Annotated in this window: 25 protein-coding genes; 10 read left to right on the plus strand and 15 right to left on the minus strand. The window is 28.2% G+C overall.

All coding sequences use genetic code 11. The features are described 5' to 3' along the window. Window positions 1–6: 6 nt before the first annotated feature. Window positions 7–912, plus strand: a complete 906-nt coding sequence (locus C4S76_RS03830) for a carbohydrate kinase family protein (RefSeq protein ID WP_105192840.1) — start codon at window positions 7–9, stop codon at window positions 910–912. 76 nt (window positions 913–988) lie between these two features. Here the strand turns inward: C4S76_RS03830 and C4S76_RS03835 are convergent, their stop codons facing one another. From C4S76_RS03835 to C4S76_RS03850, 4 genes are all read right to left on the minus strand, one after another. Next, window positions 989–2,629: a fumarate hydratase gene (locus tag C4S76_RS03835; RefSeq protein WP_105192842.1), complete on the minus strand. Its 1,641-nt coding sequence runs from the start codon at window positions 2,627–2,629 to the stop codon at window positions 989–991. Between the two features lie 168 nt (window positions 2,630–2,797). After that, on the minus strand, window positions 2,798–4,990 hold the full coding sequence (locus tag C4S76_RS03840; RefSeq protein WP_105192844.1) for a glutamine synthetase III family protein: 2,193 nt from the start codon (window positions 4,988–4,990) through the stop codon (window positions 2,798–2,800). Between the two features lie 409 nt (window positions 4,991–5,399). Next, a complete protein-coding gene (locus tag C4S76_RS03845) occupies window positions 5,400–6,815 on the minus strand; it encodes a glucosyltransferase domain-containing protein (protein WP_105192846.1) in 1,416 nt (471 codons plus the stop codon). Window positions 6,816–6,878: 63 nt separating this feature from the next. Beyond that, window positions 6,879–7,367: a metallophosphoesterase family protein gene (locus C4S76_RS03850; RefSeq protein ID WP_105192976.1), complete on the minus strand. Its 489-nt coding sequence runs from the start codon at window positions 7,365–7,367 to the stop codon at window positions 6,879–6,881. Window positions 7,368–7,394: 27 nt separating this feature from the next. Here C4S76_RS03850 and truA point away from each other — a divergent pair, with 27 nt between their 5' ends. The 5 genes from truA (at window position 7,395) to C4S76_RS03875 (ending at window position 13,328) form a co-directional block, all read left to right on the plus strand. Then, window positions 7,395–8,144, plus strand: a complete 750-nt coding sequence (gene truA, locus C4S76_RS03855; protein WP_105192848.1) for a tRNA pseudouridine(38-40) synthase TruA — start codon at window positions 7,395–7,397, stop codon at window positions 8,142–8,144. Then, window positions 8,134–9,921, plus strand: a complete 1,788-nt coding sequence (locus tag C4S76_RS03860) for an ABC transporter ATP-binding protein (RefSeq protein ID WP_181044051.1) — start codon at window positions 8,134–8,136, stop codon at window positions 9,919–9,921. The genes truA and C4S76_RS03860 overlap by 11 nt, the downstream gene beginning before the upstream one ends. A 51-nt stretch (window positions 9,922–9,972) precedes the next feature. Further along, entirely contained in the window at window positions 9,973–11,322 is a 1,350-nt protein-coding gene (locus tag C4S76_RS03865) for a DUF6056 family protein (protein ID WP_105192850.1), read from the plus strand. 84 nt (window positions 11,323–11,406) lie between these two features. Continuing rightward, window positions 11,407–12,225: a 2,3,4,5-tetrahydropyridine-2,6-dicarboxylate N-succinyltransferase gene (locus C4S76_RS03870; RefSeq protein WP_105192852.1), complete on the plus strand. Its 819-nt coding sequence runs from the start codon at window positions 11,407–11,409 to the stop codon at window positions 12,223–12,225. Window positions 12,226–12,245: 20 nt separating this feature from the next. Then, window positions 12,246–13,328 carry a glycosyltransferase family 9 protein gene (locus C4S76_RS03875; protein ID WP_146105679.1) on the plus strand — a complete coding sequence of 361 codons (1,083 nt, stop codon included), beginning with the start codon at window positions 12,246–12,248 and terminating at the stop codon, window positions 13,326–13,328. Here the strand turns inward: C4S76_RS03875 and C4S76_RS03880 are convergent. Continuing rightward, the gene (locus C4S76_RS03880) at window positions 13,302–13,685 is read right to left on the minus strand and encodes a DUF423 domain-containing protein (protein WP_105192856.1); all 384 of its coding nucleotides are present in this window, start codon (window positions 13,683–13,685) and stop codon (window positions 13,302–13,304) included. The two genes, C4S76_RS03875 and C4S76_RS03880, sit on opposite strands and share 27 nt — an antisense overlap. A gap of 31 nt (window positions 13,686–13,716) precedes the next feature. Next, a complete protein-coding gene (gene nth / locus C4S76_RS03885) occupies window positions 13,717–14,340 on the minus strand; it encodes an endonuclease III (RefSeq protein WP_105192858.1) in 624 nt (207 codons plus the stop codon). Between the two features lie 192 nt (window positions 14,341–14,532). On the opposite strand from nth, the gene C4S76_RS03890 reads away from it, so the two are divergent. Further along, window positions 14,533–15,018: a GyrI-like domain-containing protein gene (locus tag C4S76_RS03890; protein WP_105192860.1), complete on the plus strand. Its 486-nt coding sequence runs from the start codon at window positions 14,533–14,535 to the stop codon at window positions 15,016–15,018. Between the two features lie 26 nt (window positions 15,019–15,044). On the opposite strand, the gene C4S76_RS03895 is transcribed toward C4S76_RS03890, so the two are convergent. Continuing rightward, window positions 15,045–15,911: an AraC family transcriptional regulator gene (locus tag C4S76_RS03895; protein WP_105192862.1), complete on the minus strand. Its 867-nt coding sequence runs from the start codon at window positions 15,909–15,911 to the stop codon at window positions 15,045–15,047. Window positions 15,912–16,082: 171 nt separating this feature from the next. On the opposite strand from C4S76_RS03895, the gene hemA reads away from it, so the two are divergent. Both hemA and hemC read left to right on the plus strand, forming a co-directional pair. Continuing rightward, complete coding sequence (gene hemA, locus C4S76_RS03900) at window positions 16,083–17,342, plus strand: glutamyl-tRNA reductase (protein WP_105192864.1); 1,260 nt, start codon at window positions 16,083–16,085, stop codon at window positions 17,340–17,342. Window positions 17,343–17,350: 8 nt separating this feature from the next. Continuing rightward, entirely contained in the window at window positions 17,351–18,262 is a 912-nt protein-coding gene (gene hemC, locus C4S76_RS03905) for a hydroxymethylbilane synthase (RefSeq protein WP_105192866.1), read from the plus strand. Between the two features lie 11 nt (window positions 18,263–18,273). Here hemC and ribH read toward each other — a convergent pair whose 3' ends face one another. From ribH to C4S76_RS03930, 5 genes are all read right to left on the minus strand, one after another. Next, the gene (ribH, locus tag C4S76_RS03910) at window positions 18,274–18,756 is read right to left on the minus strand and encodes a 6,7-dimethyl-8-ribityllumazine synthase (RefSeq protein ID WP_105192868.1); all 483 of its coding nucleotides are present in this window, start codon (window positions 18,754–18,756) and stop codon (window positions 18,274–18,276) included. After that, window positions 18,756–19,466, minus strand: a complete 711-nt coding sequence (locus C4S76_RS03915; protein ID WP_105192870.1) for a tetratricopeptide repeat protein — start codon at window positions 19,464–19,466, stop codon at window positions 18,756–18,758. Before C4S76_RS03915 ends, ribH begins: the two co-directional genes overlap by 1 nt. A 42-nt stretch (window positions 19,467–19,508) precedes the next feature. After that, window positions 19,509–20,168 (minus strand): leucyl/phenylalanyl-tRNA--protein transferase, encoded by a 660-nt coding sequence (aat, locus tag C4S76_RS03920; RefSeq protein ID WP_105192872.1) that lies wholly within the window; start codon window positions 20,166–20,168, stop codon window positions 19,509–19,511. Window positions 20,169–20,240: 72 nt separating this feature from the next. Beyond that, on the minus strand, window positions 20,241–20,624 hold the full coding sequence (locus C4S76_RS03925) for a DUF3127 domain-containing protein (RefSeq protein ID WP_105192874.1): 384 nt from the start codon (window positions 20,622–20,624) through the stop codon (window positions 20,241–20,243). Window positions 20,625–20,767: 143 nt separating this feature from the next. Then, a complete protein-coding gene (locus C4S76_RS03930; protein WP_105192876.1) occupies window positions 20,768–21,607 on the minus strand; it encodes an OmpA/MotB family protein in 840 nt (279 codons plus the stop codon). 104 nt (window positions 21,608–21,711) lie between these two features. Between C4S76_RS03930 and C4S76_RS03935 the strand changes: the two genes are divergently transcribed. Beyond that, a complete protein-coding gene (locus C4S76_RS03935; RefSeq protein ID WP_105192878.1) occupies window positions 21,712–22,479 on the plus strand; it encodes an alpha/beta fold hydrolase in 768 nt (255 codons plus the stop codon). A 9-nt stretch (window positions 22,480–22,488) separates the two neighbouring features. Here C4S76_RS03935 and tsaB read toward each other — a convergent pair whose 3' ends face one another. The 3 genes from tsaB to tgt all read right to left on the minus strand — a co-directional run bounded on the left by tsaB (window position 22,489) and on the right by tgt (window position 25,594). Further along, entirely contained in the window at window positions 22,489–23,157 is a 669-nt protein-coding gene (tsaB, locus tag C4S76_RS03940) for a tRNA (adenosine(37)-N6)-threonylcarbamoyltransferase complex dimerization subunit type 1 TsaB (protein ID WP_105192880.1), read from the minus strand. Between the two features lie 206 nt (window positions 23,158–23,363). After that, window positions 23,364–24,464, minus strand: a complete 1,101-nt coding sequence (locus C4S76_RS03950) for an LptF/LptG family permease (RefSeq protein ID WP_245915788.1) — start codon at window positions 24,462–24,464, stop codon at window positions 23,364–23,366. Then, window positions 24,461–25,594, minus strand: a complete 1,134-nt coding sequence (gene tgt, locus C4S76_RS03955; protein ID WP_105192884.1) for a tRNA guanosine(34) transglycosylase Tgt — start codon at window positions 25,592–25,594, stop codon at window positions 24,461–24,463. The genes C4S76_RS03950 and tgt overlap by 4 nt, the downstream gene beginning before the upstream one ends. Window positions 25,595–25,670 lie beyond the last annotated feature (76 nt).

The following is a 25,670-nucleotide window of genomic DNA, read 5'->3' on the forward strand; positions in this document are numbered from 1 at the left end:
AAAGAAATGATAAATGAGAGTACAAAAACCATAGTTTGTTTCGGAGAAATATTATGGGATATTTTTCCTAAAGGGCGAAAAATAGGAGGAGCTCCTTTCAATGTTGCCTATAATCTTAATAAAATGGGGATTGACGCTAGAATGATAAGCCGTGTAGGAAATGATGATTTAGGAAAAGAATTACTTGAGAAAATATCTAATGCAAACATAAGTGTAAATGAGTGCCAAATAGATCCCAATCATGATACAGGTACTGTTATTGCTAAAATTGATCAAAATAATGAAGCTCACTATACTATTGTAGAACCCGTAGCCTGGGATTTTATAGAATGGAAAGATCAATATGTGAACTTAGTAAAAAATACTGAGGCTTTTGTTTTTGGCAGTTTAGGAACAAGAAATAATATTTCAAAGCAAACACTCCAAAAATTATTAGACATTGCGCCATATAAAGTATTTGATATAAATCTTCGTCCACCTTTTATTTCTCAGGAAGATATTGTTCAGTTTATGAAAAAATCGAATTTAGTTAAAATGAATAAATCTGAATTAAGACAGCTTTTAGATTGGATCGGAGTAGAATATGTTACAGAAGAAAAAGCAGTACAATATGTTAGAAAATATTTTAATCTTGAAGCAATAATCATTACTAAAGGTAGTAAAGGGGCTGTGTATCATGATAAGGATAACTATATCTATGCAGAGGCTATTAAAGTAGCAATAAAAGATACAGTAGGCAGTGGAGATTCTTTTTTAGCCGGATTTTTAGCAAAAAAAGTAAAAGGAAGTTCTGTTAATGAATCTATAGAAAATGCTATATCTTTAGGTGCATTTATAACTAATAGCGAAGGGGCTTGTCCGGATTATTCTTTAGAAACATTTGAAAAATTTAAGACCAGTCATAAATTATAAATTTAGATAATAAAAAAACAGCTCCATTTATGAGCTGTTTTTTTATTTACTTTAAATAAAGAAAAAATTAGATTTTTTAACAGTTTGAGCAATTTGGTTGATTAATTTGTTGAAAAAAATCGTTTCCCTTATCATCTACAAGTATAAAAGCAGGAAAATTCTCAACTTCTATTTTCCAAATTGCTTCCATGCCCAACTCAGGATATTCAACACACTCTAGACTCTTAATACTGTTTTGAGCAAGAATTGCTGCAGGTCCTCCTATACTTCCTAAATAAAAACCCCCATGTTTTTTACATGCATCAGTAACCTGTTGGCTTCTATTACCCTTAGCAATCATAATTAGACTTCCTTTATGAGATTGGAAGGAATCAACATAAGAGTCCATTCTTCCTGCTGTAGTAGGACCCATAGATCCACAAGCATATCCGTTAGGTGTTTTAGCCGGACCAGCATAATAAATAGGATGATCTTTTATATATTGAGGAAGATCTTCTCCTTTATCCAATTTTTCTTGTAATTTGGCATGAGCTATATCTCTCCCTACAATTATTGTACCTGTTAAAGATAAACGTGTAGAAACAGGATATTGAGAAAGTTCAGCTAAAATATCTTTCATAGGACGGTTTAAGTCTATTTTAATTCCTCCAGCTTCTCCTTTTTGTCTGTATTTTTCAGGAATTAACCGAGTAGGGTTATCTTCCAATTTTTCTAACCAAATACCCTCTTTATTTATTTTTGCTTTAATATTTCTATCTGCAGAACAAGAAACGCCCATACCTACAGGGCAAGAGGCTCCATGACGAGGTAGGCGTATAACACGTATATCATGAGCAAAAAACTTACCTCCAAATTGAGCACCTAATCCAAGTTTTTGAGCTGCTTCCAAAAGTCTTTGCTCCATATCTAAATCTCTAAACGCGCGTCCACCCTCATTTCCAGAAGTAGCCAGATTATCATAATATTTGGTTGAAGCAAGTTTTACTGTTTTTAAATTAGTTTCTGCTGATGTTCCTCCAATTACAAAAGCAATGTGATAGGGAGGACAGGCAGCAGTTCCTAAAGATTTCATTTTTTCCACTAAAAATGGGAATAATTTTTCAGGAGTTAATAAAGCCTTTGTTTCTTGATATAGGTAAGTTTTATTAGCAGATCCACCTCCTTTTGCAACAAATAAAAATTTATATTCATCACCTTTTACTGAATATAGATCAATTTGAGCGGGAAGATTACATCCTGTATTTACTTCCTTATACATATCTAAAGGCGCATTTTGAGAATAACGGAGATTATCATAAGTGAAAGTGTTAAATACGCCTTTTGATAAAGCTTCTTCATCATTGCCCCCGGTCCATACCTGTTGACCTTTTTTTCCAACAATTATAGCAGTTCCAGTATCTTGGCAAAAAGGTAATATTCCCTTAGCTGAAATTTCAGAATTTCTTAGAAAGGTAAGAGCAACAAATTTATCGTTTTCGCTCGATTTAGGATCAGACAATATTTTTGCTACTTGTTGTTGATGTTCCGGCCGAAGTAAAAATTCAACATTATGAAAAGCATGTTGAGCTAATAGTGTAAGTCCTTCAGGATCAATTTTCAGTATTTCTTTTCCTTCAAAAAAAGTAGTTGAAGTATAATCTTTAGATAGTAAGTAATACTCGGTTGTATCTTTTCCCTGTTCAAAGGTAGCCTGATACTTAAATTCTGGTTTTGCCATATTTTACAATAATTGGTTTTAATTAACGTTTGTAAGGGGGCAAAAATAAATAATAACAAAGTAATAAAATATGATTTTTGATAGTCTGAAGTCTATTTATATACATAATAAATAAAAATGGATCCATAACACTATGGATCCATTTTTTATTGAAACTTTTTAAGTAATTTATCTTATTGTAAATAATAATTCTCTGTATTTAGTAAGAGGCCACATTTCATTATCAATAAGCATTTCCAAAGCATCAGAATGTTCCCTTATTAAACTGAAAATAGGTTTTACTTTATTACAAAATGCTTCAGCCTGTTTAGCCGGGTTTGTAATATTAATGGCTTTATCCCTTTCAGTAAATAATTTATCAACATTACTTTTAATCTCTGTAATATGTGTAGATATTCTTTTAATTAAATCCAGTTGTTCCGTACACATAGACTTCATTTCCTTTTCACCGAAAATCTCTTTAAGACCTTTAGCATTTTCAATAAGTTTTGTTTGATAATCTACGGCAACAGGTATAATATGGTTTCTGGCAATATCACCTAGTACTTTAGCCTCAATAGAAATCATTTTAGAATATTTTTCTAATTTAATTTCATTTCTAGCTTCAATTTCTTTATGGCTTAATATTTCTAATTCTTCATAAATAGAAATAAATTTCTTTTCTAATTCAAATTTTAAAGCTTCTGGAGTAGTTTTTCTATTTTCCAAACCTCTTTTTTTGGCTTCTTTTACCCAATCATCGCTATATCCGTCACCTTCAAAAAGAATATTTTTAGACTCTTTAATGTAGTCTCTTAAAACATTAAAAATAGCTTCATCCTTTTTCAATCCTTTTTCAATTAAGGTATCTACTTCTTTTTTAAATTTTCTTAATTGATAGGCAACAATTGCATTTAAAACAGTCATAGGTTCACCACAATTAGCTTGAGAACCTACTGCTCGGAATTCAAATTTATTTCCTGTAAATGCAAATGGCGATGTTCTGTTTCGATCAGTATTATCTAATAATAACTCTGGGATTTTACCTACTACATTTAGTTTTAAATCTGTTTTTTCATCAGGAGATAGTTTTCCTTTAGTTACCTTTTCCAATTCGTCTAATACATTTGTTAATTGGGAGCCTATAAAGACAGAGATAATAGCAGGTGGAGCTTCATTAGCACCTAATCTATGATCATTACCTGCTGAGGCGATAGCAGCTCTTAATAAATCTCCATTATCATGAACAGCCTTAATTGTATTTACAAAAAAAGTTAAAAATTGTAGATTTTTTTTAGGATTTTTTCCTGGGCTTAAAAGATTATCACCCGTATTGGTACTTAAAGACCAATTATTATGTTTTCCACTTCCATTGACACCATCAAAAGGTTTTTCATGCAAAAGAATATTTAATCCATGCCTACGGCTTACCTTTTTCATAACATCCATTAATAAAGAATTGTGATCTACAGCTAAATTAGCTTCCTCAAAAAGAGGTGCCAGTTCAAACTGATTAGGGGCTACTTCATTATGTCTGGTAGTTACAGGAATTCCTAGTTTCATACAATCAATTTCTAATTCTTTCATGAAATTTCTTACTCGAGTAGGAATGGAACCAAAATAATGATCTTCTAATTGTTGTCCTTTAGCAGGAGCATGCCCCAAAAGAGTCCTTCCGGTAAGCACTAAATCCGGACGTGTTTGGAATAATGATGAATCAATTAAAAAATATTCTTGTTCCCAGCCTAAAGTTGAATGTACTTTTGTAACATTTTTGTCAAAATAAGATTGACAAACATCTGTAGCTGCCTCATCAACCGCTTGTAAAGCTTTTAATAAAGGAGTTTTATAATCTAATGTTTCTCCAGTATAAGAAACAAATACAGACGGGATACATAAAGTGGTATCTATAATAAAAGCAGGAGAAGTAGGATCCCATGCAGTGTATCCTCTAGCCTCAAAAGTATTTCTTATTCCTCCATTAGGAAAGCTGGAAGCATCTGGTTCTTGTTGAATTAATAAAGATCCATTAAATCTTTCAATAGCTCTGCCTTCGCCAATAGGTGTAAAAAATGAATCATGCTTTTCAGCAGTTTCTCCTGTTAAAGGCTGAAACCAATGGGTATAGTGCGTAACGCCTTTAGAGAGGGCCCAATCTTTCATTGCTACAGCAATTTGATCAGCAATCTCACGATTGATTTTCTTACCAAATTTGATGGCATCTAATATGCTTTGATAAGCATCTTTCGTTAAATATTCTCTCATAGTTGATTCTGAGAATACATGTTCACAATATAATTCAGATAATTTTTTAGGAACTTCTATGCGTCTAGGTTGCAAATAAGGAAGTTTTTTTAGAGCGGAAAATCGTAAAGTTGACATAAAGATATATTTTTTATAGGGTAAAGGTAAAAATAAAATTAAAAAAAATCAATATATCCCCATAATTTAACATGTGTTTTTTTAATTTATATTATTTTGTTTTTAAAAAAGATTTATTGTAATTATTTATAAAAAATATATTTACATAATAGTTATTTTATTTATATAATACGTAGCGTATTTATAAATATAATTCCATCAATATCAAACATATAAATTTATGCTCAGAATTTTCTTAATACTAGTTTTAAATTTTTAAGGTATTTGAGATTATTTTGAATATAATTCCTCAAATTGGGAATATTGTTTTACTGATAATCAATGATATTTATTTTTCTCTAAATGTAACACGTGTTTGTATTATAGAATTTAGATGTGTTTAATAAAATATTTAAAATTGAATAAATAATTAATTTTTACTTATTATTAATATCAAAGAATCATTTCCTCTAATTGTTAGATTTTGATTCTCCCATTTTATATCAAATTTTATCTGCTCATTTTTATTATTGAATTTGTCCATTTCTTTATTATTGGGTCTTTTATAACCATAATAGCTGTTTAGCCTAATATGATTATACCAATTAGAAGGTTCAATTCTTCTTATAATAGGAAAAGATTTATAAATTATTTTGTTATTAGTAGGGATAATATGTCCAATAATTATGCGTTTAGTATTAGAATTCTGATTTTTAAAATTACTATCAATAATATTATTAATAGAAGCCATATATTTTTCATGATTATTTAAAAATATACAATAACTTGACATAGCAAGGAAGGAATAAATAAGCAATATGGAATAAGATATTAATTTTAAATTAGAATATTTTATTTTATTTAAAAAAATTGCCGGAACATATAAGACTAATGAGTATCCTATTAATGTTCTAGGGTCAGTAACTGTTGGGGTAATAAATAAGTTTACTCCATCAATAAGAAAAAAAATTAATATACTGCTTATTGTTAATTTAATAATTAAAAAATAATTTTTATTTTTTAAGATATAATATATTAAACTAATTAAAGATAATATAATAAAAAGAGAAATAGATATTAGATATTTTATGCTAGTAATTGGTGATAGAGAATCAAGATAAATAACTAAATTATTTTTTAATAAAACAAAAAAGTCTCTTTTTAAAAATATAGTTTCAATACCCCTATAAGTTATGGGTATATTAAAAACAATAAGAGTTATTTTGTATAATATACATGCAATTGCAAATGACAAGAGTGATAAGAAAAAGAAATTTAAAATTTTAAAATTTTTATTTTTGTCATTTTTTGAGAGGCAATAAATAATAGAAATTATGAGGTATGAAGAAGTAGAAGCTTGATAAAGGGCCATTGAAAAATAAATAGCAAGAATTGATAATGTTAAAAAATAAAATTTTTGTTTAAAGAAAAAAGGGATAATTAAAACAAAAAATGATAGAGACATATTAATATCATATCTATATGATAAATTATGTAATAAAAAAGGAGAGCACAAAATAATAAACGATGAGAGCTTCAAAGTTTTATTTTCTTCAATATGAAGTAAATTACTCATTAATAAGCCAGAAATCCCAAATAATGCAAATGTAAATATTGAAGAAAAAGGAAACCAGCTAAAGCAATATGTTTGGTTAAAAGAAAATATACTCAATAAGATAGATCCTATAAACCTGCCATGCCCGTTATTTAAACCTACACCATATAAGTCTCTATGAAGATCATCTTCATAAGGAGTATTAGCTAATAAAAGGGGCAAAACAAATAAAAAAGAAAAAAAAAGATTATAAGCAATGGACTTCTTATGTTTTTCAAATAAATAATTCATTTGTGAGCAAATTAAAATAATGGTTAAATATAATTGTTTAATTTAATAAATAACTAAATAAGTTTAAAACTCAATTATTTCCAAATTTTGTATTTTATTTTTATCTATTTCAAATCGAAGCATAGTACGTACTTTGTGAAAACCATAAATACCTATAGCTCCGGGGTTCATGTGTAGTAAATTTAGTTTTTTATCATTCATTACTTTTAATATGTGGGAATGTCCACAAATAAAAAGTTTCGGTGGAGATTTATATATTTTTTCTCGTATGGCTGGTGCATATTTTCCTGGATATCCACCAATATGGGTAATCCATACATCTACATTTTCACAAAAAAAGCGTTGATTTAGAGGGAATTCTTTTCTTATTTCTGTGCCATCGATATTTCCATATACAGCACGCAATACCGGAGAAACTTTTTGTAAAGCTTCAGAAACTTTTATATCTCCAATATCCCCTGCATGCCATACTTCATCTGCTTGTGAAGCATAATGTATAATTTTTTCATCGATATAAGAATGACTATCTGAGAGAAGTAAAATTTTTTTCAATATTTTTGCATTAAAAATACAATAAATTTGCGTTATTTCATACAATTTTCTTACAATGGAACTCATTATTATGGATATCAACGTCAACCGGAGCAAATTTCCATACAAGAAATAATAGAAAAGTCGCTCAGCTTGCTACTTAATAAGGAAATTAAAACTATTGGAGCAGGAAGGACTGATACTGGGGTTCATGCAAAAGAAATGTTTGCACATTTTGATTATGATGATGATATTCCCAAAAACTTGGTTAAAAGATTAAATTCTTACCTACCTTCAGATATTGCAATTAGAAATATTTTTAAAGTTTCAAATTCAGCCCATGCTCGTTTTGATGCATTAAAACGGACCTATAAATATTACATATCTACTTATAAAAATCCTTTTAAACAAGAGTTTAACGCTCAGTTTTATTATTATGATTTTAGAATAGATAAAATGAATGAATCTGCCCAATTGCTATTGCATTATAAAGATTTTACAAGTTTTTCTAAACTACATGCAGATAATAAAACGAATAATTGTAATATTTATAAAGCTTTTTGGGAACAGAAAGAGGAAGAGCTTATTTTTACTATTTCTGCGAATAGATTTTTACGTAATATGGTACGGGCAATTGTAGGAACTTTAATAGATGTAGGTAGAGGAAAGCTAGATGTTGAAAATTTCAGACAAATTATTGAAAAAAAGGACCGTAAATTTGCCTCTACTTCTGCTCCGGCTCAAGGACTAACCTTGGTGGAAATTGAATATCCTGAAAGTATTTATTATGAAAAATAGGCCCAAAAATAAAATTTCTGAAGTAGGTACAGGGCAAGCGCTTTCCCGTTTAGTAAAGTTGGGTAGCCAAAACACATTTTGGTTTTATTCTACAATATTTGTAGCCATAATTTTGGCGTTTGTTTCCTCTTATCGCCCAGTTTTAATTAGTAGATCTATTGACATAGATATTTTAAAAAATAAAAGTTATTTAGATTTATATCAAACTTTATTATTTATTTTTTTATTGCTTATAGCCGAAGTCGTTTTTCAATTTTTATTAGTGTACTCCTCAAATTTTGTAGCACAGAATGTAATACGAAGTTTAAGGATTAAATTGTATAAGAAATTGATTTATTTTAAATCGGCTTTTTTTGATAGAACGCCTATAGGAGTATTAGTAACGCGATCAGTTTCAGATATAGAAACTATTTCTACAATTTTCACTGATGGTATTTTAATGGTATTAGGAGATATTTTACGAATTATTTTTGTTGTAGGAACAATGTATTGGATTAATTGGGAATTAGCAACCATAGCCATGTTTATTTTTCCTATTATGCTGATAATAACCAGAGTTTTTCAAAAAGCGATTAAAAAGGCTTTTTCAGAAGAAAGAACTCAAACTGCCAATCAAAATACTTTTGTACAAGAAAGATTAACAGGAATGACAATTGTTCAGGTTTTTAATCAACAAAAAAAAGAATATAATAATTTTTTCAAAATAAATGAGAAATTAGAAAAAGCATATTTAAAGACTGTTTTTTACTTTTCACTTTTTTTCCCTATTGTAGATATTATTACAGGAATTGCTATTGGGGTCATGATCTGGTATGCAGGATATGATGCATTGACTGCTCATAATATTTCTCCGGGAGTTGTGATTGCCTTTACTACTTCATACATTAATATGCTTGTTCGACCAATGCGACAGATAGCAGATAGGTTTAATACAATACAAAGAGGGATTGTTGGTGCAGAAAGAGTTTTTACAGTTTTAGATTCCAATCATGAAATTCCTGATAAGGGAAATGTAAAAAAAGATTTCATTAAAGGAGATATCCGTTTTGAAAATGTATCTTTTTCCTATAAAGAAGGAGAAGAAATATTACAAAATTTGTCTTTTAATGTTTCCAGCGGAGAAAAGGTAGCTATTGTTGGAGCAACCGGAGCAGGTAAATCTACAATTATAAATTTATTAAGTCGCTTTTATGATATTTCAGATGGGCATATTTACATAGATGGAACAGATATAAAAGAGTATAAATTACAGAATTTGCGTTCTCATATTGCCGTAGTTTTACAGGATGTATTTTTATTTAATGATACGATATTGGAAAATATTTCTCTTGGAAATAAAAATATAACATATGATGAGATACGTAAAGCGGCTAAAGAAATACAAATTGATAATTTTATTATGAGCCTTCCAAATGGATATAATTATGAAGTGAGTGAAAGAGGGTCTTCTATTTCCTTAGGGCAAAGGCAATTAATATCTTTTTTGCGTGCTTATTTATACAATCCTTCTATTTTAGTCTTGGATGAGGCTACATCCTCTATAGATACGAAATCCGAGGAATTATTACAAAGAGCTACAGATAAACTTACAGGTAACCGTACATCAATTATTATTGCACACCGTTTGGCAACCATAATAAATGCTGATAAAATTATTGTCATGGATCATGGAAAGATAATTGAAATTGGAAAGCATAAAGATCTTTTAGAGAAAGGGGGATATTATAAAAAATTATATGATGCCCAATTTTTTAATAATAAAAATTATATTTGTTAAATAAAATTCTTGTAATAAGAATATCAAAACAACGAAAAAACAACTACTAAAATGAAAAAACAACTACTAAATTATAATTTTTTACTTAATAAAAAAATAATATTTTGGATAATTTTATTTTTAGTTTTCTTTTTATTTAATCGCAGGTTTAATTTTGGATTTTTTCCTGGTAATGACGATTTAGCTTATAAAAATATAGGAAATGAATTTTTATTTTGGGATTATTTAAATTCTAGATATATGAATTGGTCTGCAAGATTATTTCCAGATGCTGTTACTTATTATATCTTTCATTTTAATGTTAACATATGGAAAATTTTTAACACTATGTTTTTGCTTTTACTATGTTATTCAATGATAAGGTTTTTCAAGTATCAAGTTTTAATTTATGATATGACAGTTATAATTTCTTTATTATGGTATTCATCTTTTTCAATTTTTGAGACAGCTTTTTTTTGGGCAACAGGTTCAATAAACTATTTATGGCCTATATCCATGGGACTTTTTGTATTAATTCCTTATTCAGATTACTATTTTAGAAATAAAAAAATCAAACTTAATAATAGTAATATTTTAGTAAATATATTAAGAATAATAATAACACTTTGTCTATCTATATCTAATGAACAAATTTCAATTTTTATTATTATAATAATGATTTATTTTCATTTGTTTATTTATAACAAATATAAACAATTTTCTATCTATTTAATTTTAATTACGGTTATTATGATAATTGGTATATTGTTTATGTTATTTGCCCCAGGTAATGCAGTAAGATATAAAAGTGAAATAATTAAATGGTATCCTGGTTTTGATAAAATTCCGTTATCTTCTCGTATAAAAATTGGAGTTATTTGGTTTTGTGAAGTAGTAATTGTTAACTTGAAATTTATTTTTATTATATTAAGTATTTTAACTTTTAATTTAATGAAAGATTCTTTTTTGAAAAAACTCTTTTTGATATTTATTTTGACAGTAGTATCTTTATTGCTATTAAAAAATCCAATATTATTTGAATTTGAAACAATTAATAATATAAGTTTTAAAAACCCCAATTTTAATATTTTGTCCGGGCGTTTTTTATTTACTATTTTTCCTTTTGTTTTATGGTTTTCTTTTTTAGGCATGTTAATAACATGTTCTTATTTGGTAAGTAAAAAAAATAAATTTATACTTACACTATATTTAGCAGGAATATTGACATGTATTATGATGACTTTCTCTCCTACTCTATATGCTTCTGGCACAAGAGTTTTGTGCTGCTTTTTAGTTTCTTTAGTATCTATAGGTTTTTATTTATTTCAGGAAATAATTAATAAATATTCGACAAATAGAAATTACTATTTGATTCTTTTAGGTATATTTTCTATTTTTTCATTTTATGACGCTCTTTTTTAAATTAGAGACTTATAGTGAATATAAATGAAAAATAACACTTAAGACTAGTGTGAAATTATTAAATTTGCCATTTAAAATAAGAATATGAAAGATTTACAACATACTATTGAAAAAGTTTGGGAAGACCGTTCTCTGTTATCTGAGAGCAAATACCATACGGCAATTAATGAAGTGATAGAGTTATTAGATTCAGGGAAATTGAGAGTAGCAAAACCTTTAGGAGATGGAAAATGGCAGGTAAATGAATGGATAAAAAAGGCAGTAGTATTATATTTCCCGATTAAAAATATGGAAACGTTTGAATTAGGTATTTTTGAATTCCATGATAAAATTCCATTGAAGAGAGATTATGCGGCAAAAGGAGTAAGAGTAGTTCCCGGGGCTACAGCAAGAAAAGGTGCTTATATTTCTAAAGGGGTTATTATGATGCCCTCATATGTGAATATTGGAGCTTACGTTGATGAAGGAACTATGGTAGATACCTGGGCAACAGTAGGAAGTTGCGCACAAGTTGGAAAAAATGTACACCTAAGTGGAGGAGTAGGAATTGGTGGGGTTTTAGAACCTTTACAAGCAGCTCCGGTTATTATAGGAGATAATTGTTTTATTGGTTCTAGGTGTATAGTAGTGGAGGGAGTACATGTTGGAGATGAAGCAGTTTTAGGGGCAAATGTAACATTAACGGCATCAACTAAAATTATAGATGTTTCAGGCTCAGAACCTATTGAATATAAAGGTTATGTTCCACCAAGATCAGTAGTAATTCCCGGTTCTATAACTAAAAAATTTCCTGCTGGAGAATACGGTGTATCTTGTGCTTTAATTATAGGTAAAAGAAAAGAAAGTACAGATAAAAAAACATCTTTAAATAATGCTTTACGAGAACATAACGTCTCTATATAGTTTATGAAAAAGTTAGGCTTGTGAAAGCTCTGATTATACAGTATAACAACATAGGAGATGTTTTAGTTTCCAGTGTAATTGCTAATAACCTAAAAAAAATATATCCACATAGTAAGATTGATTTTTTATGTTATAAGAGATACATGGGAGTCTTACAAAAGAATCCTAATATCGATAGAATTATAGCTATAGACAGTAATCGTGTAAGGTCTTTATTTTTTTTATATAAATATATTAAATTAATAAAAAGTGAAAAATATGATATCTTAATAAATTTATCTCAAAATTTGAGTAGTTTTTTATTTACTATATTTTCTAAATCGCAAAGGAAATATGGTTTTTCGCAAAATTTATTTAATAAAATTTATGATAAAACATTTACAAAAGTTATCGTTCCTGTTACACAAACCTGTAATCTATTAGAAAACAGGTTAGTTGTAATAGAGGAATTTTTAAAAGAAAATCCGGTTCCTATAGATCCACAAGCAAAAATATATCTTACAGAACAAGAAATAAAGGAAGCCAAAGAAAAAATGATTAATTCCGGGATTCGATTTACCCGACCTATAATTATGTTAGGAGTATTAGGTTCTAATGTTAAAAATACATGGACTTTAGGTAATATGGCTAAATTTATAGATTTTATATGGGTAAATTATCGAGCAGATTTATTGTTTAATTATTTACCCTCACAATATAAACAGATAAATGAATTACTTTCATTACTTAATACAAACACAAAGGTATTTGTACAGCCTGTAGGAAAAACAGTAAGGGAATATGCTTCTTTTATGCAAAATTGCACTTTATTTATGGGCAATGATAGCAGAGCTGTTTTAATTGCGAAGGCACTCCAAAAACCTACATTTACTATTTATCCTCCATATGTTCATAGAAAAGATGTAGCATGTTATGAAAATACAAGTCTCCATCAAAGCGTCCATTTACAGGATTTTTTACCTAATTTATTTGATGATTTTTATCAAAGTGAGTTGAAAAAAGATTCCTCAAAATTTTATCTTATGCTGTCTAATGATTTTGTTATCTTAAAAGTTAAGCCTTTTATTAAAGAGCATTTATCTATATTTAAAAAAGTAAAATAATAAGCATCCCCACCCTAAAATCATAAATACTCCTCCAATAGGGGTAATAGGTCCAAGAATTTTTAAATTTATATTCCAGTATTCTGAAAAAGATAAAAAATAGATACTCACAGAAAATAGAAAAGTTCCGATAATAATTCCCCTACCGGCCCATTTTTCTAATCCTGTAGTAAAAGATAAAGAAAACCCTAAGATCAATAAAGTTAATGCATTATACATTTGATATCTGACACCGGTTTCGAAGCTTAATAACTTTTCTGAAGAAATCAATTTTTTAAATGCATGGGCCCCTAAAGCTCCTAAAATTACAGAAGTTAATCCATACAATGCTCCGAATAATAATACAATGTTTTTCATACTTTAAAATTAAGAATAAAAATATTAAAAATTAATTTTCAAATAGATATCGAGTAATAAAGTCTTTTTCTAAATTCCAACCTCTTGCCGGAGAATATTCCCGTCCATAGAAAATAATTTGTATATGTAACTTATTCCACAATTCTTTGGGAAATAAACGTTTTGCATCTTTTTCAGTTTCTTCTACGTTTTTTCCATTAGTAAGTTTCCAAAGTTTCATAAGTCTATGTATATGAGTATCTACAGGAAATGCAGGATGTCCAAATCCTTGGCTCATTATAACCGAAGCTGTTTTATGACCAACTCCTGGTAATGCTTCCAATTCATCAAAACTTTCAGGAACTTCACCATTATATTTTTCTACTAATATATTGGCTAATTTATGTATGTTTTTCGATTTAGTATTAGATAAACCTATTTCTTTAATATATTCTTTAATTTCCCATTCTGGTAATTCTGCCATTTTAAAAGCATTTGGAGCAACTTTATAAAGAGCAGGTGTTACCTCATTTACTTTTTTATCGGTTGTTTGTGCTGATAATAATACTGATATTAATAATGTAAAAATATCCTGATGTTCCAATGGCGCGATAGGGTTAGGATAAAGTTTGTTTAATTCTTTTATAATATATTCGATTTTTTCTTTTTGCTTCATTAGGTTGTTGTTTTATCAACTTTTAAAAGTAATAAATTTATTAATGAGATTTATTAGTTAAAATTTAATACTTCTTGATTTATATTCAATGTGTGTAAAAAAAATGTTTTTTTATTTTTAGTGATTTTTTATAAATATAATTCATAAAGTATGAATACATATTTTTCATATATTTACTTATAATTAAAATAAATGCACTTAAATCCACAAATAAAGATATTATATGAAAAAAAATTAATTGGTTTAAATATAGAAATATCATTTTCTAATAATTTGACTTATGATTTATGGCAAAGTTTTATGAAAAGAAAAAAAGAAATTAAAAATGTTTTTTCTCAGGATTTATTTTCTATGCAAATCTATCCTGAAAATTTTGATTTTAATCCAACAGTTAAATTTATAAAATGGGCTGCTGTAGAAGTTATTCAAATAAGTAAAATTCCTGAAGGTATGGATAGTTTTATTTTTTCTGGGGGACTATATGCTGTTTTTCATTATATAGGATCTAGTGAAGACATTTCTATATTTAAAACTATATTTAATGAATGGCTTCCTAAATCTAAATATATTGTTGATAATAGAAGACCCCATTTTGAGGTTTTAGGACAAAAATATAAAAATAATAATTTAAATTCAGAAGAAGATATTTACATTCCTATTAAGTTAAAAACAAATTAAATTTTAATACTTATAATAAAAAAAAATTATTTCATCATCCATTGCTTAGGGGTAATTCCATATTTTTTTTTAAAAGCCTCAATAAAATGACTGGGATTTTCATACCCCAAATCATACGCAATTTCTTTTACCTGTTTAACTTTCATATCTAATTTATCTTTTCCAATTTCCAATTTTGTATCTAAGATGAAACTTGAAATTGTTTTGCCATAAAGTTTTTTAAATCCTTCCTTAATTTTGTATTCACTTAATCCTACAGTGTATGAAATTGATTTTAAAGTAGGAGGGGAAGCTATATTATCCATGAGCAATTTTTTAATTTCATTTAATTGTAAAACCAATTTATCATCCATTTTTTTGTTTTCTTGTTTTTTTTTATTACTACTGGAAAAGTAATGAATAAGTATTTCGTGGAGTTTTAAAGTCAGATATAAATTTTCAAATTCACAATCTAAAATATAGTCTTCTAGTTGCGAAATAATAAGTTTTTCCTGAATACTTAAAGGTTTTTCAATATAACTGTTTTCATAAATTTTATTTTTAATAAATGGAATTTTTTCAGAATACCCTTTAAAATAAGATATCAAATTTTGAATAGTTATAACAAAAATAACTAGCTTGGATTTTTTAGATAAGCTTATATTAATGGGGATATCAATGTTAGGATTGTAGAGTAATAAAGAATAACCATCTTTCAATAAATATTGATTTTCATTTTCAAAATGAAATGTAGCTCTCCCTTTTGTACAAAAATAAAATTGTACAAACCGTTTATCTACAGGCTTAGAAATTGTATCGGTTAAAACAGTGTAATTGTCAATTAGTGCGAGATAAATATCAGATCCTATTTTATTTTCTCTAATCCTACTTTTAAAGGTATTTTTTAATTCCATGATCCTATTTAAAAAAACAAGTAATAATCAATATTTATATGAATAGGTACTACAAAATTGGTTATTTAGACTTATTCCAAACTTTGTAAAATTGATTTTTACAGGCATTTTTTTGTAAATATAGGTATTTTATAAATTTTGTGAATAATATATTTGTGTGCATTTAATAGCATGGAAAAAAATAAGCTAAATAATAACAAATATAATTTTTATGCAATTAGTCTAAGTTATGAAAAGGCTGAAGCAAAAATTCGAGGAAAATTTAGTTTTCCTTCAGATTTAGTTGAATCATTCTGCAATAAGATTAATTTGTTTTTTCCTACAACTAAATTATTTATACTTTCTACATGCAATCGTACAGAATTATATGTACAGTCTGAAAGTGTGAATGATGTAATTACATTATTTTGTCAACACATTCATGTATCTGAAGAGGATTATAAAAAATATATTTCTGTTTATAGAGAACAAGATGCTATTAGTCATTTTTTACGAGTTTCAGCAGGCCTAGAAAGTCAAATATTAGGTGATTTTGAAATTATTGGTCAGGTAAAAACATGGTTTAAAAGATTTAAAAAACACCATACAACCAATGCTTTTTTAGAAAGGTTAGTAAATACAGGCATACAAACATCTAAAAAAATTAAAAGTACAACTGCATTAAGCAATGGAGCGACTTCTATGTCTTATGCTGCTGTGCATTATATATTAAATAATTATTCCCAACTTTCGGATAAAAAAATTGCATTAATAGGCATTGGAAAAATAGGGAGAAATACTTGTGAAAATTTATTAAAACATATAAAGAAACCACAAATAACACTCTTAAACAGAACTTTTACCAAAGCCAAAGAGATGGCAGATGCATTTAATTTACAGGTAAAAGATTATTCTGAATTACATACCGTTGTTAATGAATCAGATATTGTTATCGTTTCTACAGGAGCCCCTTTCCCAATTATTAGAAAAGAAAATTTTATTCCTAATAAATCGGTCACTTTAATAGATTTATCTATTCCTGCTAATATTTCTGTTTCACTTAAAGATTTCCCTCAGGTCACCCTATTAAATGTTGATGATCTTTCTCAAATAATCAATAAAACTTTTGAGCAAAGAAATAAAGAAATACCTAAAGCAGAAGCTATTATTAAAGAAATGATGAAAGAGTTTATAATTTGGGTTGAAAACAGGAAGTATGTGCCAGTTATACATGCGTTTAAAAATGATTTAGAAAGAATTAAAGATTATCAAGTGAAAACTTTAAAAAAAGATCAGATAGAGGTATCAAATGAAGAAATTGTACTTTCAGAGAAAGTTGTACAAAAAATAACAAATAAGTTGGCAAACTATTTAATAAAAAATCCCGAGAAAGCAGACGATACTATAGGCTTGTTTAAAGAAATGTTTCAACTACAAATTTCTAATTTCTAAAATTTTTTATGAATCTGATTCGAATTGGTACCCGAAAAAGTCCCTTAGCAATGTGGCAAGCATATGCCGTAGAACAGAAATTAAAGAAACAAGGTTATTTAACAAAAGTAATTCCTATATCTTCACATGGAGATAAAAATTTAATACAACCTTTATATCGAATGGATATAGTAGGTGTTTTCACCAAAGATTTAGATATAGCATTATTAAATAATGAAGTGGATATTGCTGTACATAGTTTAAAAGATGTTCCGACTATTTTGCCGGATTCTATTGAAATTGCGGCTTTTTTAGAAAGAGATTATGAACAAGATATATTAATAAGAAATCCTGGCAGTTCTAAAAACATTGGAAATTTTAATGATTTATATGTTGGTTGTAGTAGTTTAAGAAGAAGAGCTTTTTGGAAATCTCAGTATCCTAATGTAATATTTGGTGATATAAGAGGAAACATCCAGACCCGATTAAATAAATTAGAATCTGAAAATTTTGATGCAACAATTTTTTCCCTAGCAGCTATAAAAAGATTAAATATACCTTTGTCTTATGAAATTTTAGACTTTATTATTCCGGCCCCATCGCAAGGTGTAATTACAGTAACATCATTAAAGACAAATACAGAAATAAAAGAAGCAGTAAATAAAATAAATCATAAAAAGACACAAATTTGTGTACAAATAGAAAGAAGTTTTTTAAATGAATTAGAAGGAGGATGTACAGCACCTGTTGGGGCAATAGCTAAAATAGAGGGAGAAAACGTGCATTTTAAAGCAGGAATAGTATCTTTAGAAGGAAATGATAAAGTATTATTAAATGAGGTATTCCCATTTGTTAATAGCGAACTGCATGGGAAAAAATTAGCTGATAAAGCTAAAAAAATGGGTGCAGATAAAATTATTGAAGAAATAAAAATAAAATAGTTTCACAAATACTAACTTTCTTCTTTTAACGCTGCCATTCTTAAAGCAACTACTCCGGCTTCAACTCCTTTATTACCAAATTTACCGCCGCTTCTGTCTAAAGATTGTTGAATGTGGTTATCGGTAAGTACACAGAAAACAACAGGAGTGTCCATATGTGTGTTTAAATAAGTAATTCCGTTAGTCACACTTTGACATACATAATCAAAATGAGCAGTTTCACCACGAATAACACAACCTATAACAATAACAGCATCATATATATTTTTTTTACACATTTTGGTAGCTCCATAAACCAATTCAATAGAACCAGGAACAAATATTGTATCGATATTACTATCTTTAGCTCCCAGATCTATAAGAGTTTCTACGGCTCCTTTATGCAAATTATGAGTTACTTGTGAATTCCAGTCAGCTACTACAATTCCAAAACGATATGGATGAGCCGATGGTAGTTTGTTTTTTTCGTATGCAGATAAATTATTTGTAGCCATTATTGTTTTCCTGTAGCGTATTTAAGTCTTTCAATATAGGCTTCAACTTCCCCATTTTGTTCTATATCCGGGTATTTATCATGAATAGATTGGAAAAATTCTAAAGCTTTTTCATTTTGATTTAAAGACATTGCTAAAATCCCTGCTTTTTTTCCAAATTGATAAGCTGTAGCAGCATTATTACTTTCTTTTGCAGCTTTAGTTATATAATTCATGGCTTCTGTTGTATTATTAAGCTCTACGTAGGTATCTGAAATTGCTCCGTATTTTACAGCTTTTAAATCTTTATCTGGAGAATCAAAATTTTGGAAGTATTCTAAGGCTTTTTGATAATTTCCTTTTTTAAATTGTGTAACTCCGGCATACAGGTAAGCTAATTTTCCTGCTTTAGTATTACTATATTCTTCAGCAATGTCAACAAAACCAGAAATACCACTTGCTTTACCTCCTAACGCTTGATCAATTTTTCCTTCATTATATAAATTTTCTGCATCTACCATTAAATCAGAAGCTTCTATATTTTTAGGAGTAACTACATAATTATCATAAATCACATAACCTAATGCAGCTACAATCACAATACTGAAAAGAATACCAATAGGTTTAGCATATTTTTGTAAAAATTTTTCGCCACTTAAAGCAGAAGTATTTAGAGAATCTAAAATCTCCTTTGTTTCATAGTTTTGATTTTTCCTTCTTCGAATTGACATGGTGCGCCTGATTATGATTTAGCGAGCAAATATAGGTATCTATTATTTGAAATGCAAATTTTTAACAGCTTCATCGTCTAGTAGTTCCTTAAATTTCTCTCGAGGAATTTCAACAGCACCTAATTGTGCTAAATAAGAACTATATATTTGACAATCAATTGCTTTGTATTTTTTTGTATATTTATTGACAAAATAAGAAAATCCACATTTTGAAGCATTACTTACAAGAGAAAACATACTCTCTCCGCAAAATATTGTTATAAGGTCTATCCCATAAAAACCACCTACTAATTGATTATCTTTCCAAACTTCTACACTTTTAGCAATTCCTCTTTTGTGTAATAGGCAATAAACCTCAATCATTTCAGAGGTAATCCATGTTCCGGATTGTCCTTTTCTTTTTATTTTAGAACAATATTGTATTACCTGTTCAAAACACTGATTTTCAGTAAATTGAAAATAATTGTTTTTTAATAATTTGTGTGTGTTTTTTGAGATTTTTAAATGTTGTGGATAAAGTATAAATCTGGGATTTGGAGACCACCATTGTATAATTTCTCCGGAGTTATACCAAGGGAATATACCTGATTGGTAAGCAAGTAAGAGTCGCTGAGGAGATAAGTCTCCTCCAATTGCCAATAAACCGTTTGGATCAGCATTTGAAATATCAGGGAAAATAAGTTTTTGATTTAATAAATACATTTTTAAAAAATAAAGCACCTAAAAAGTGCTTTATATAAATATTATTAAATTAATTTGTTTCTAATTTATTAATTAAAAAGGTAAGTCATCATCTTCATCTTCTATTACAGGAGATATAGGTGAAGTGGAATTAGGAATTTGTTGAGATAATGGATTGTTAGGTTGTTGAGAAAAAGTTTCCGATTGTAATTTTTCTATTCTCCAACCAGTAAGGCTATTAAAATATTTTGTTTCTCCTTGAGGATTTACCCACTCTCTTCCTCTTATATTTATAGAAATTTTCACATCATCTCCTATCTTAAATGGATTGATGATCTCTGTTCTGTCGCCTAATAATTCTACTAAAATATGTTGAGGATATTGTTCTTCTGTAGTAATTACAACCTCTCTTTTTTTAAATCCGCTATCAAAGGTTTGTATGTCAGAAATTAATTTAATTTTTCCCGCTATTTCCATCATTAATTAATTTTTTATATAGAACACAAAAATATAAAAATAAATTTTAGGTATAAAACAATGTTAATAAGTTTATTGTGAAATAAGAAGAGCCCTCATAAAGGACTCTTTCTATATGTATAAATTTTATTAGTTTATATTTATTATTTCATTTTTTGATCCATAAGTTGCATAAATTGATCTAATTTAGGAAGAATAACAATTTCTGTTCTCCTATTAATTGCTTTATTTGCAGGGGTATCATTTGAAACTTTTGGTTGATATTGACCATGTCCACCAGCTAACATTCTGGCAGGATCTACACCAAATTTAGATTGTAATAATTTTACAATAGATGTAGCTCTCATTGCACTTAAATCCCAGTTATCTCTTATACAACCGGAAGCAGAACTTCTAAATGGATCTGTATCTGTATATCCTTGTACTTGAATGTCATAATCTTTATAATCATTAATAATCTTAGCTACTTTGTCTAATACATTTTCTGCACTAGGTAATACCTCATAACTTCCGGATTTATACAACATTTTATCAGATAAAGAAATAAATACAACTCCTTTTTGTACTTGTACATCTACATCAGAATCGTTTAAATTATCTAATGAACGTTTCAATTTGTTAGATAAAGCTAAATTTAGTGAATCATTCTTCGCTCTAGCTTCTGTTAAACGTTTGATGTAATCATTTGACTCTTTAATCTGTCCGATTAATTTTTCAATATTAATACTTCCTGATTTTCCATTAGCCATACAATCAGCTAAACTTTGTTGAAGTACTTCATTTTGTTTCCTTATTAAGTCCATTTGCTGATCTAAAGAGTTGTTTCTTTCCTGTAGAGTAGCTATAGTTCTGTCTTTATCAACATTCCTTTGCAAACAAGACTCATAGTCAGCTTTCGTTTGTTCAAATTGTTTTTTACTTACTCCGCAAGAAGTAGCTATTAAACCTATAGAGGATAAAAGCATTAATTTTACAATTTTCATAATTAATTTTTTATATATTATTAGGATAACATCAAAAACAAAGCCAAAATGTTGTAATTTTGTAGTTTATTAGTCATTTAAAAATAAAACTAAAAAACACATAAATGCTATATTTCACAGAAAAAGGAAAAGGAAATACAATTGTTTTTCTCCACGGATTTTTAGAAAATCATAAAATATGGGAATATTTTAAAAATGAATTATCAGTTAATTATCATGTTGTCTGTATTGATCTACCTGGACATGGTAACTCTGCCAATCTGACAAATGAAGTCAATAGAATGGAAGATATATCAGATAGAGTTAATGAAGTATTAGATTTTTTGAATGTAAAACATGCAATAATTATCGGACATTCTATGGGTGGATATGTATCTTTAGCTTTTGCTGATAAATATAAAACAAAAGTAAATGGATTAGGACTTTTTTATTCTACTCCGTTAGCAGATGATGAGGTTAAAAAAGAACAGAGATTAAAAGCTGCGGAGGTTGCAACTAAAAATCCTAAAGAATTTTTCAGACTTTCAATTCCAAACCTTTTTGCACAAAAAAATTTGCCCAGATTAAAATCTGAAATTGAAGAAGCTATTTCATGGGCTACTCAAACTTCATTAGTGGGAATTTCTGCATCTTTAAAGGGAATGAGATTAAGGTTAGATCGTACTGAGGTAATTAAGAATTTAGGGAAACCGGTTTTTGTTATTGCTGGAGAATATGATAATGCAGTAAAGACAGAAGAATTAAAAAAAGCAATCAAAGATTTTCCAAATGTTTCATATTATACTCTTCCTACAGGGCACATGGGTATGTTGGAAGCTCCAGAAGAAAGTTTACAAGTAATTAAAGCGTGGCTTAAAGAAAATAATTTATAAAAAATAAATTTATTTACCCCATTCTTTTAGATAAAGAGGATCGAAGTAAGCAACATTTTCAAATCCTTTTTGTTGATACTTTTCGTAAGATAATTGACTCATATTTTTAGCAGATGGATAGGATAATATAAAAGAAGCTTGTTCAAAATTTAAATTATGATCTTGAAAAAAATTTTCAGTTTTAGCGGTAGCATCACCAATAAAAAGAATTTTTTTATTTCTATAATTTTCAAAAGAATGTTTATTTAGGATATGAGGATGTGTTTTCTCTATCATATCCCCTTCAGAACTAAAAATGGTTGTATATATTTCCATTCTACGAGCATCCATTATAGGAATGATAAATTCATATTCTTGTTTGAAGTAAGGATAAGCTAAGAAATGTAAAGAATTTAGCGCAATTAAAGGGATATCATTTCCAAAACAAAGTCCTTTAGCGGAAGCCAATCCGATTCTTAATCCAGTATAAGATCCCGGCCCCATTCCAATAGCTACGGCATGGATTTCTTTTAATTCTAATTCTGCACCTTCCAAGGCCCATAAAATAAAAGTATGTAAGTTTTCACTATGTTTAAAATCAGGAGAAATTTCTTCACATAAACAATTTAGTTTTCCATCTGTGCCTATTGAGACAGAGCAGTTTTTAGATGAAGTTTCTATTTGAAGTATATGAGTCATTATTTTTTCCTTTTTATATAATTTACTATAATCTGAATAAGAATAGCAATAATACCTATACTAAGATAAATAGACGCAAAAAATTTATTTTGCTCTAAATTTCCATTTTTATTTATGTACCAAAAAAATGCTCTTATAATAAAATAAATACCTATAATAAATGCAATAAAATTCGCTAAAAAAAATTTTTTCATATAAATTTATAATTAGGCATATGCACGTTTTAGATATAAAATAAAGGTGATAATACCAAATATGAAATTGGGCAGCCATACGGCTAACCAAGAGGGCATAATACCTTTAGAAGAAAATATTTGTAAAGCCTGAAAAGAAAAAATATATAAAAAAGCACAAGCGATTCCTATGGCTAAATTTATCCCTATACCTCCTCTTTTTTTAGTTGAGGAAAGTGATAAAGCAAGAAAGGTGAGGATAAGAACAGCAACAGAAGAGCTGGTTCTTTGGTATAATTCATTTAAGTAAATATTCACATTATTAGCTCCTCGCATTTTTTCTTTTTTTATAAAATCATTTAATTCAGGAGTGTTCATAGTTTCTGCTACGAAAGCTTCAGGAAGCAGTTCATCCGGGGTAAAATTAAAATGTTTTTTTAATGAAGGGCCATTATGTAGTGATATGATTTTTCCTTGAGGCGAGATTTCTTTTTCATAAAAATCTCTCAAAATATATGAAGAATCTATATCTGACCAACTTATTTCGGTAGCTCTTATTTCGTGTAATAATATTCTCTTATCATTAAATTTTTGATAGACAAAACCTGATCCAATTTTAGATTGTCTGCTATAACTATTTACAAAAAGATATTCTGAGGGTGATATTTGAGATGAAATATTTTGATTGGCATAATGAGCTTCTCTCCTATTCCCTGTAAGTGTTTTAACATTAAATTCATTTTTTTTAATATTTGCCCATGGCAATAAAAAGTGATTAGTTAGTAATGAAGCGGTTGCAATTACAATTCCTACAAATAAATAAGGTCTTGAAAACCTAAAAAAACTAGTTCCGGAACTTGTAATTGCCACAATTTCTGTATTGTTGGCTAAACGAGAAGTAAAATAAATTACAGTTATAAAAACTAATATGGAGGCAAAAATATTAGCAGCCCAAATAACATAATAAGGATAATATTGAATTAAAGTATCAGGAATGGAAAAATTGTTTTCACTAAATTCTTGATAATGGCTTTGTATATCAATAACTACAAAAATTGTAATTAAAAGTATAAGCATAAAGAATAAAGTTCCTACAAAATTTCTAATTATATATCTGTCAAGAACCGTAATCATAACCTTGTTTTAAGAGTAGGGATTATAGATTTTTTCCAAGTATAAAAATCTCCGTTTATAATATGTTTTCTTGCGGTTTTTACTAAATCTAAATAAAATGCAAGATTATGTATAGAAGCAATTTGTTTTCCTAAAAATTCATTGACAGAAAATAAATGTCTGAGGTAGGCCTTTGTATAATCATGGTCTACAAAAGATGTTCCTTTTGAATCTAATTCAGAAAAATCTTCAGCCCATTTTTTATTTTTAATATTAATAACACCATTCCAAGTAAATAACATTCCATTTCTTGCATTTCGAGTAGGCATTACACAATCCATCATATCAATTCCTAAAGAAATCGATTCCAATATATTCCAAGGAGTGCCCACACCCATTAAATATCGAGGTTTATCTTTGGGGAGTATATCAGTAACTAAATCAGTTATTCTGTACATTTCTTCTTCAGGTTCTCCTACACTTAACCCTCCAATAGCATTTCCGTCTGCATTAACAGAGGAAATAAATTCTGCAGAAATTTTTCTAAGTTCATCAAAAGTGCTTCCTTGAACAATGGGAAATAAATGCTGTTTATATCCGTATAACTCAGGATTTTCATTACACCATTTACAACATCTTTGCAACCATTGGTGAGTAATATTCAAGGATTTTTTTGCATAACTATAATCACAAGGATAGGGAGTACATTCATCAAAAGCCATAAAAATATCGCCACCAATAAATCTTTGGATTTCCATTGATTTTTCAGGAGTGAAAAAATGATATGATCCATCTATATGGGATTTAAATTTTACTCCTTCTTCTTGAATTTTACTTCGAGTTTGAGATAAGGAAAATACTTGAAATCCACCACTATCTGTAAGGATAGGTCTATCCCAATTTATAAATTTATGTAACCCGCCTGCTTTATATAGAATGTTCGTACCCGGACGTAAGTATAGATGGTAAGTATTTCCTAAAATAATTTGAGCTTGAATATCCTCTTTAAGTTCTCTTTGATGTACAGATTTTACAGAACCTATGGTACCTACAGGCATAAAAATAGGAGTTTCAATAATTCCATGTTCAGTAGTGATTATTCCTGCGCGAGCTTTAGAATTTCTATCTTCGTTACCTAATTTAAAAAACATAAGTGCAAATATAAAAGAGATTTATCAATAACATAAATTCAAGAGAGTATTTTAACATAATAATATAATTTACTAT

The organism is Apibacter adventoris, assembly GCF_002964965.1.
GTDB classification, from domain to species: Bacteria; Bacteroidota; Bacteroidia; order Flavobacteriales; family Weeksellaceae; genus Apibacter; species Apibacter adventoris.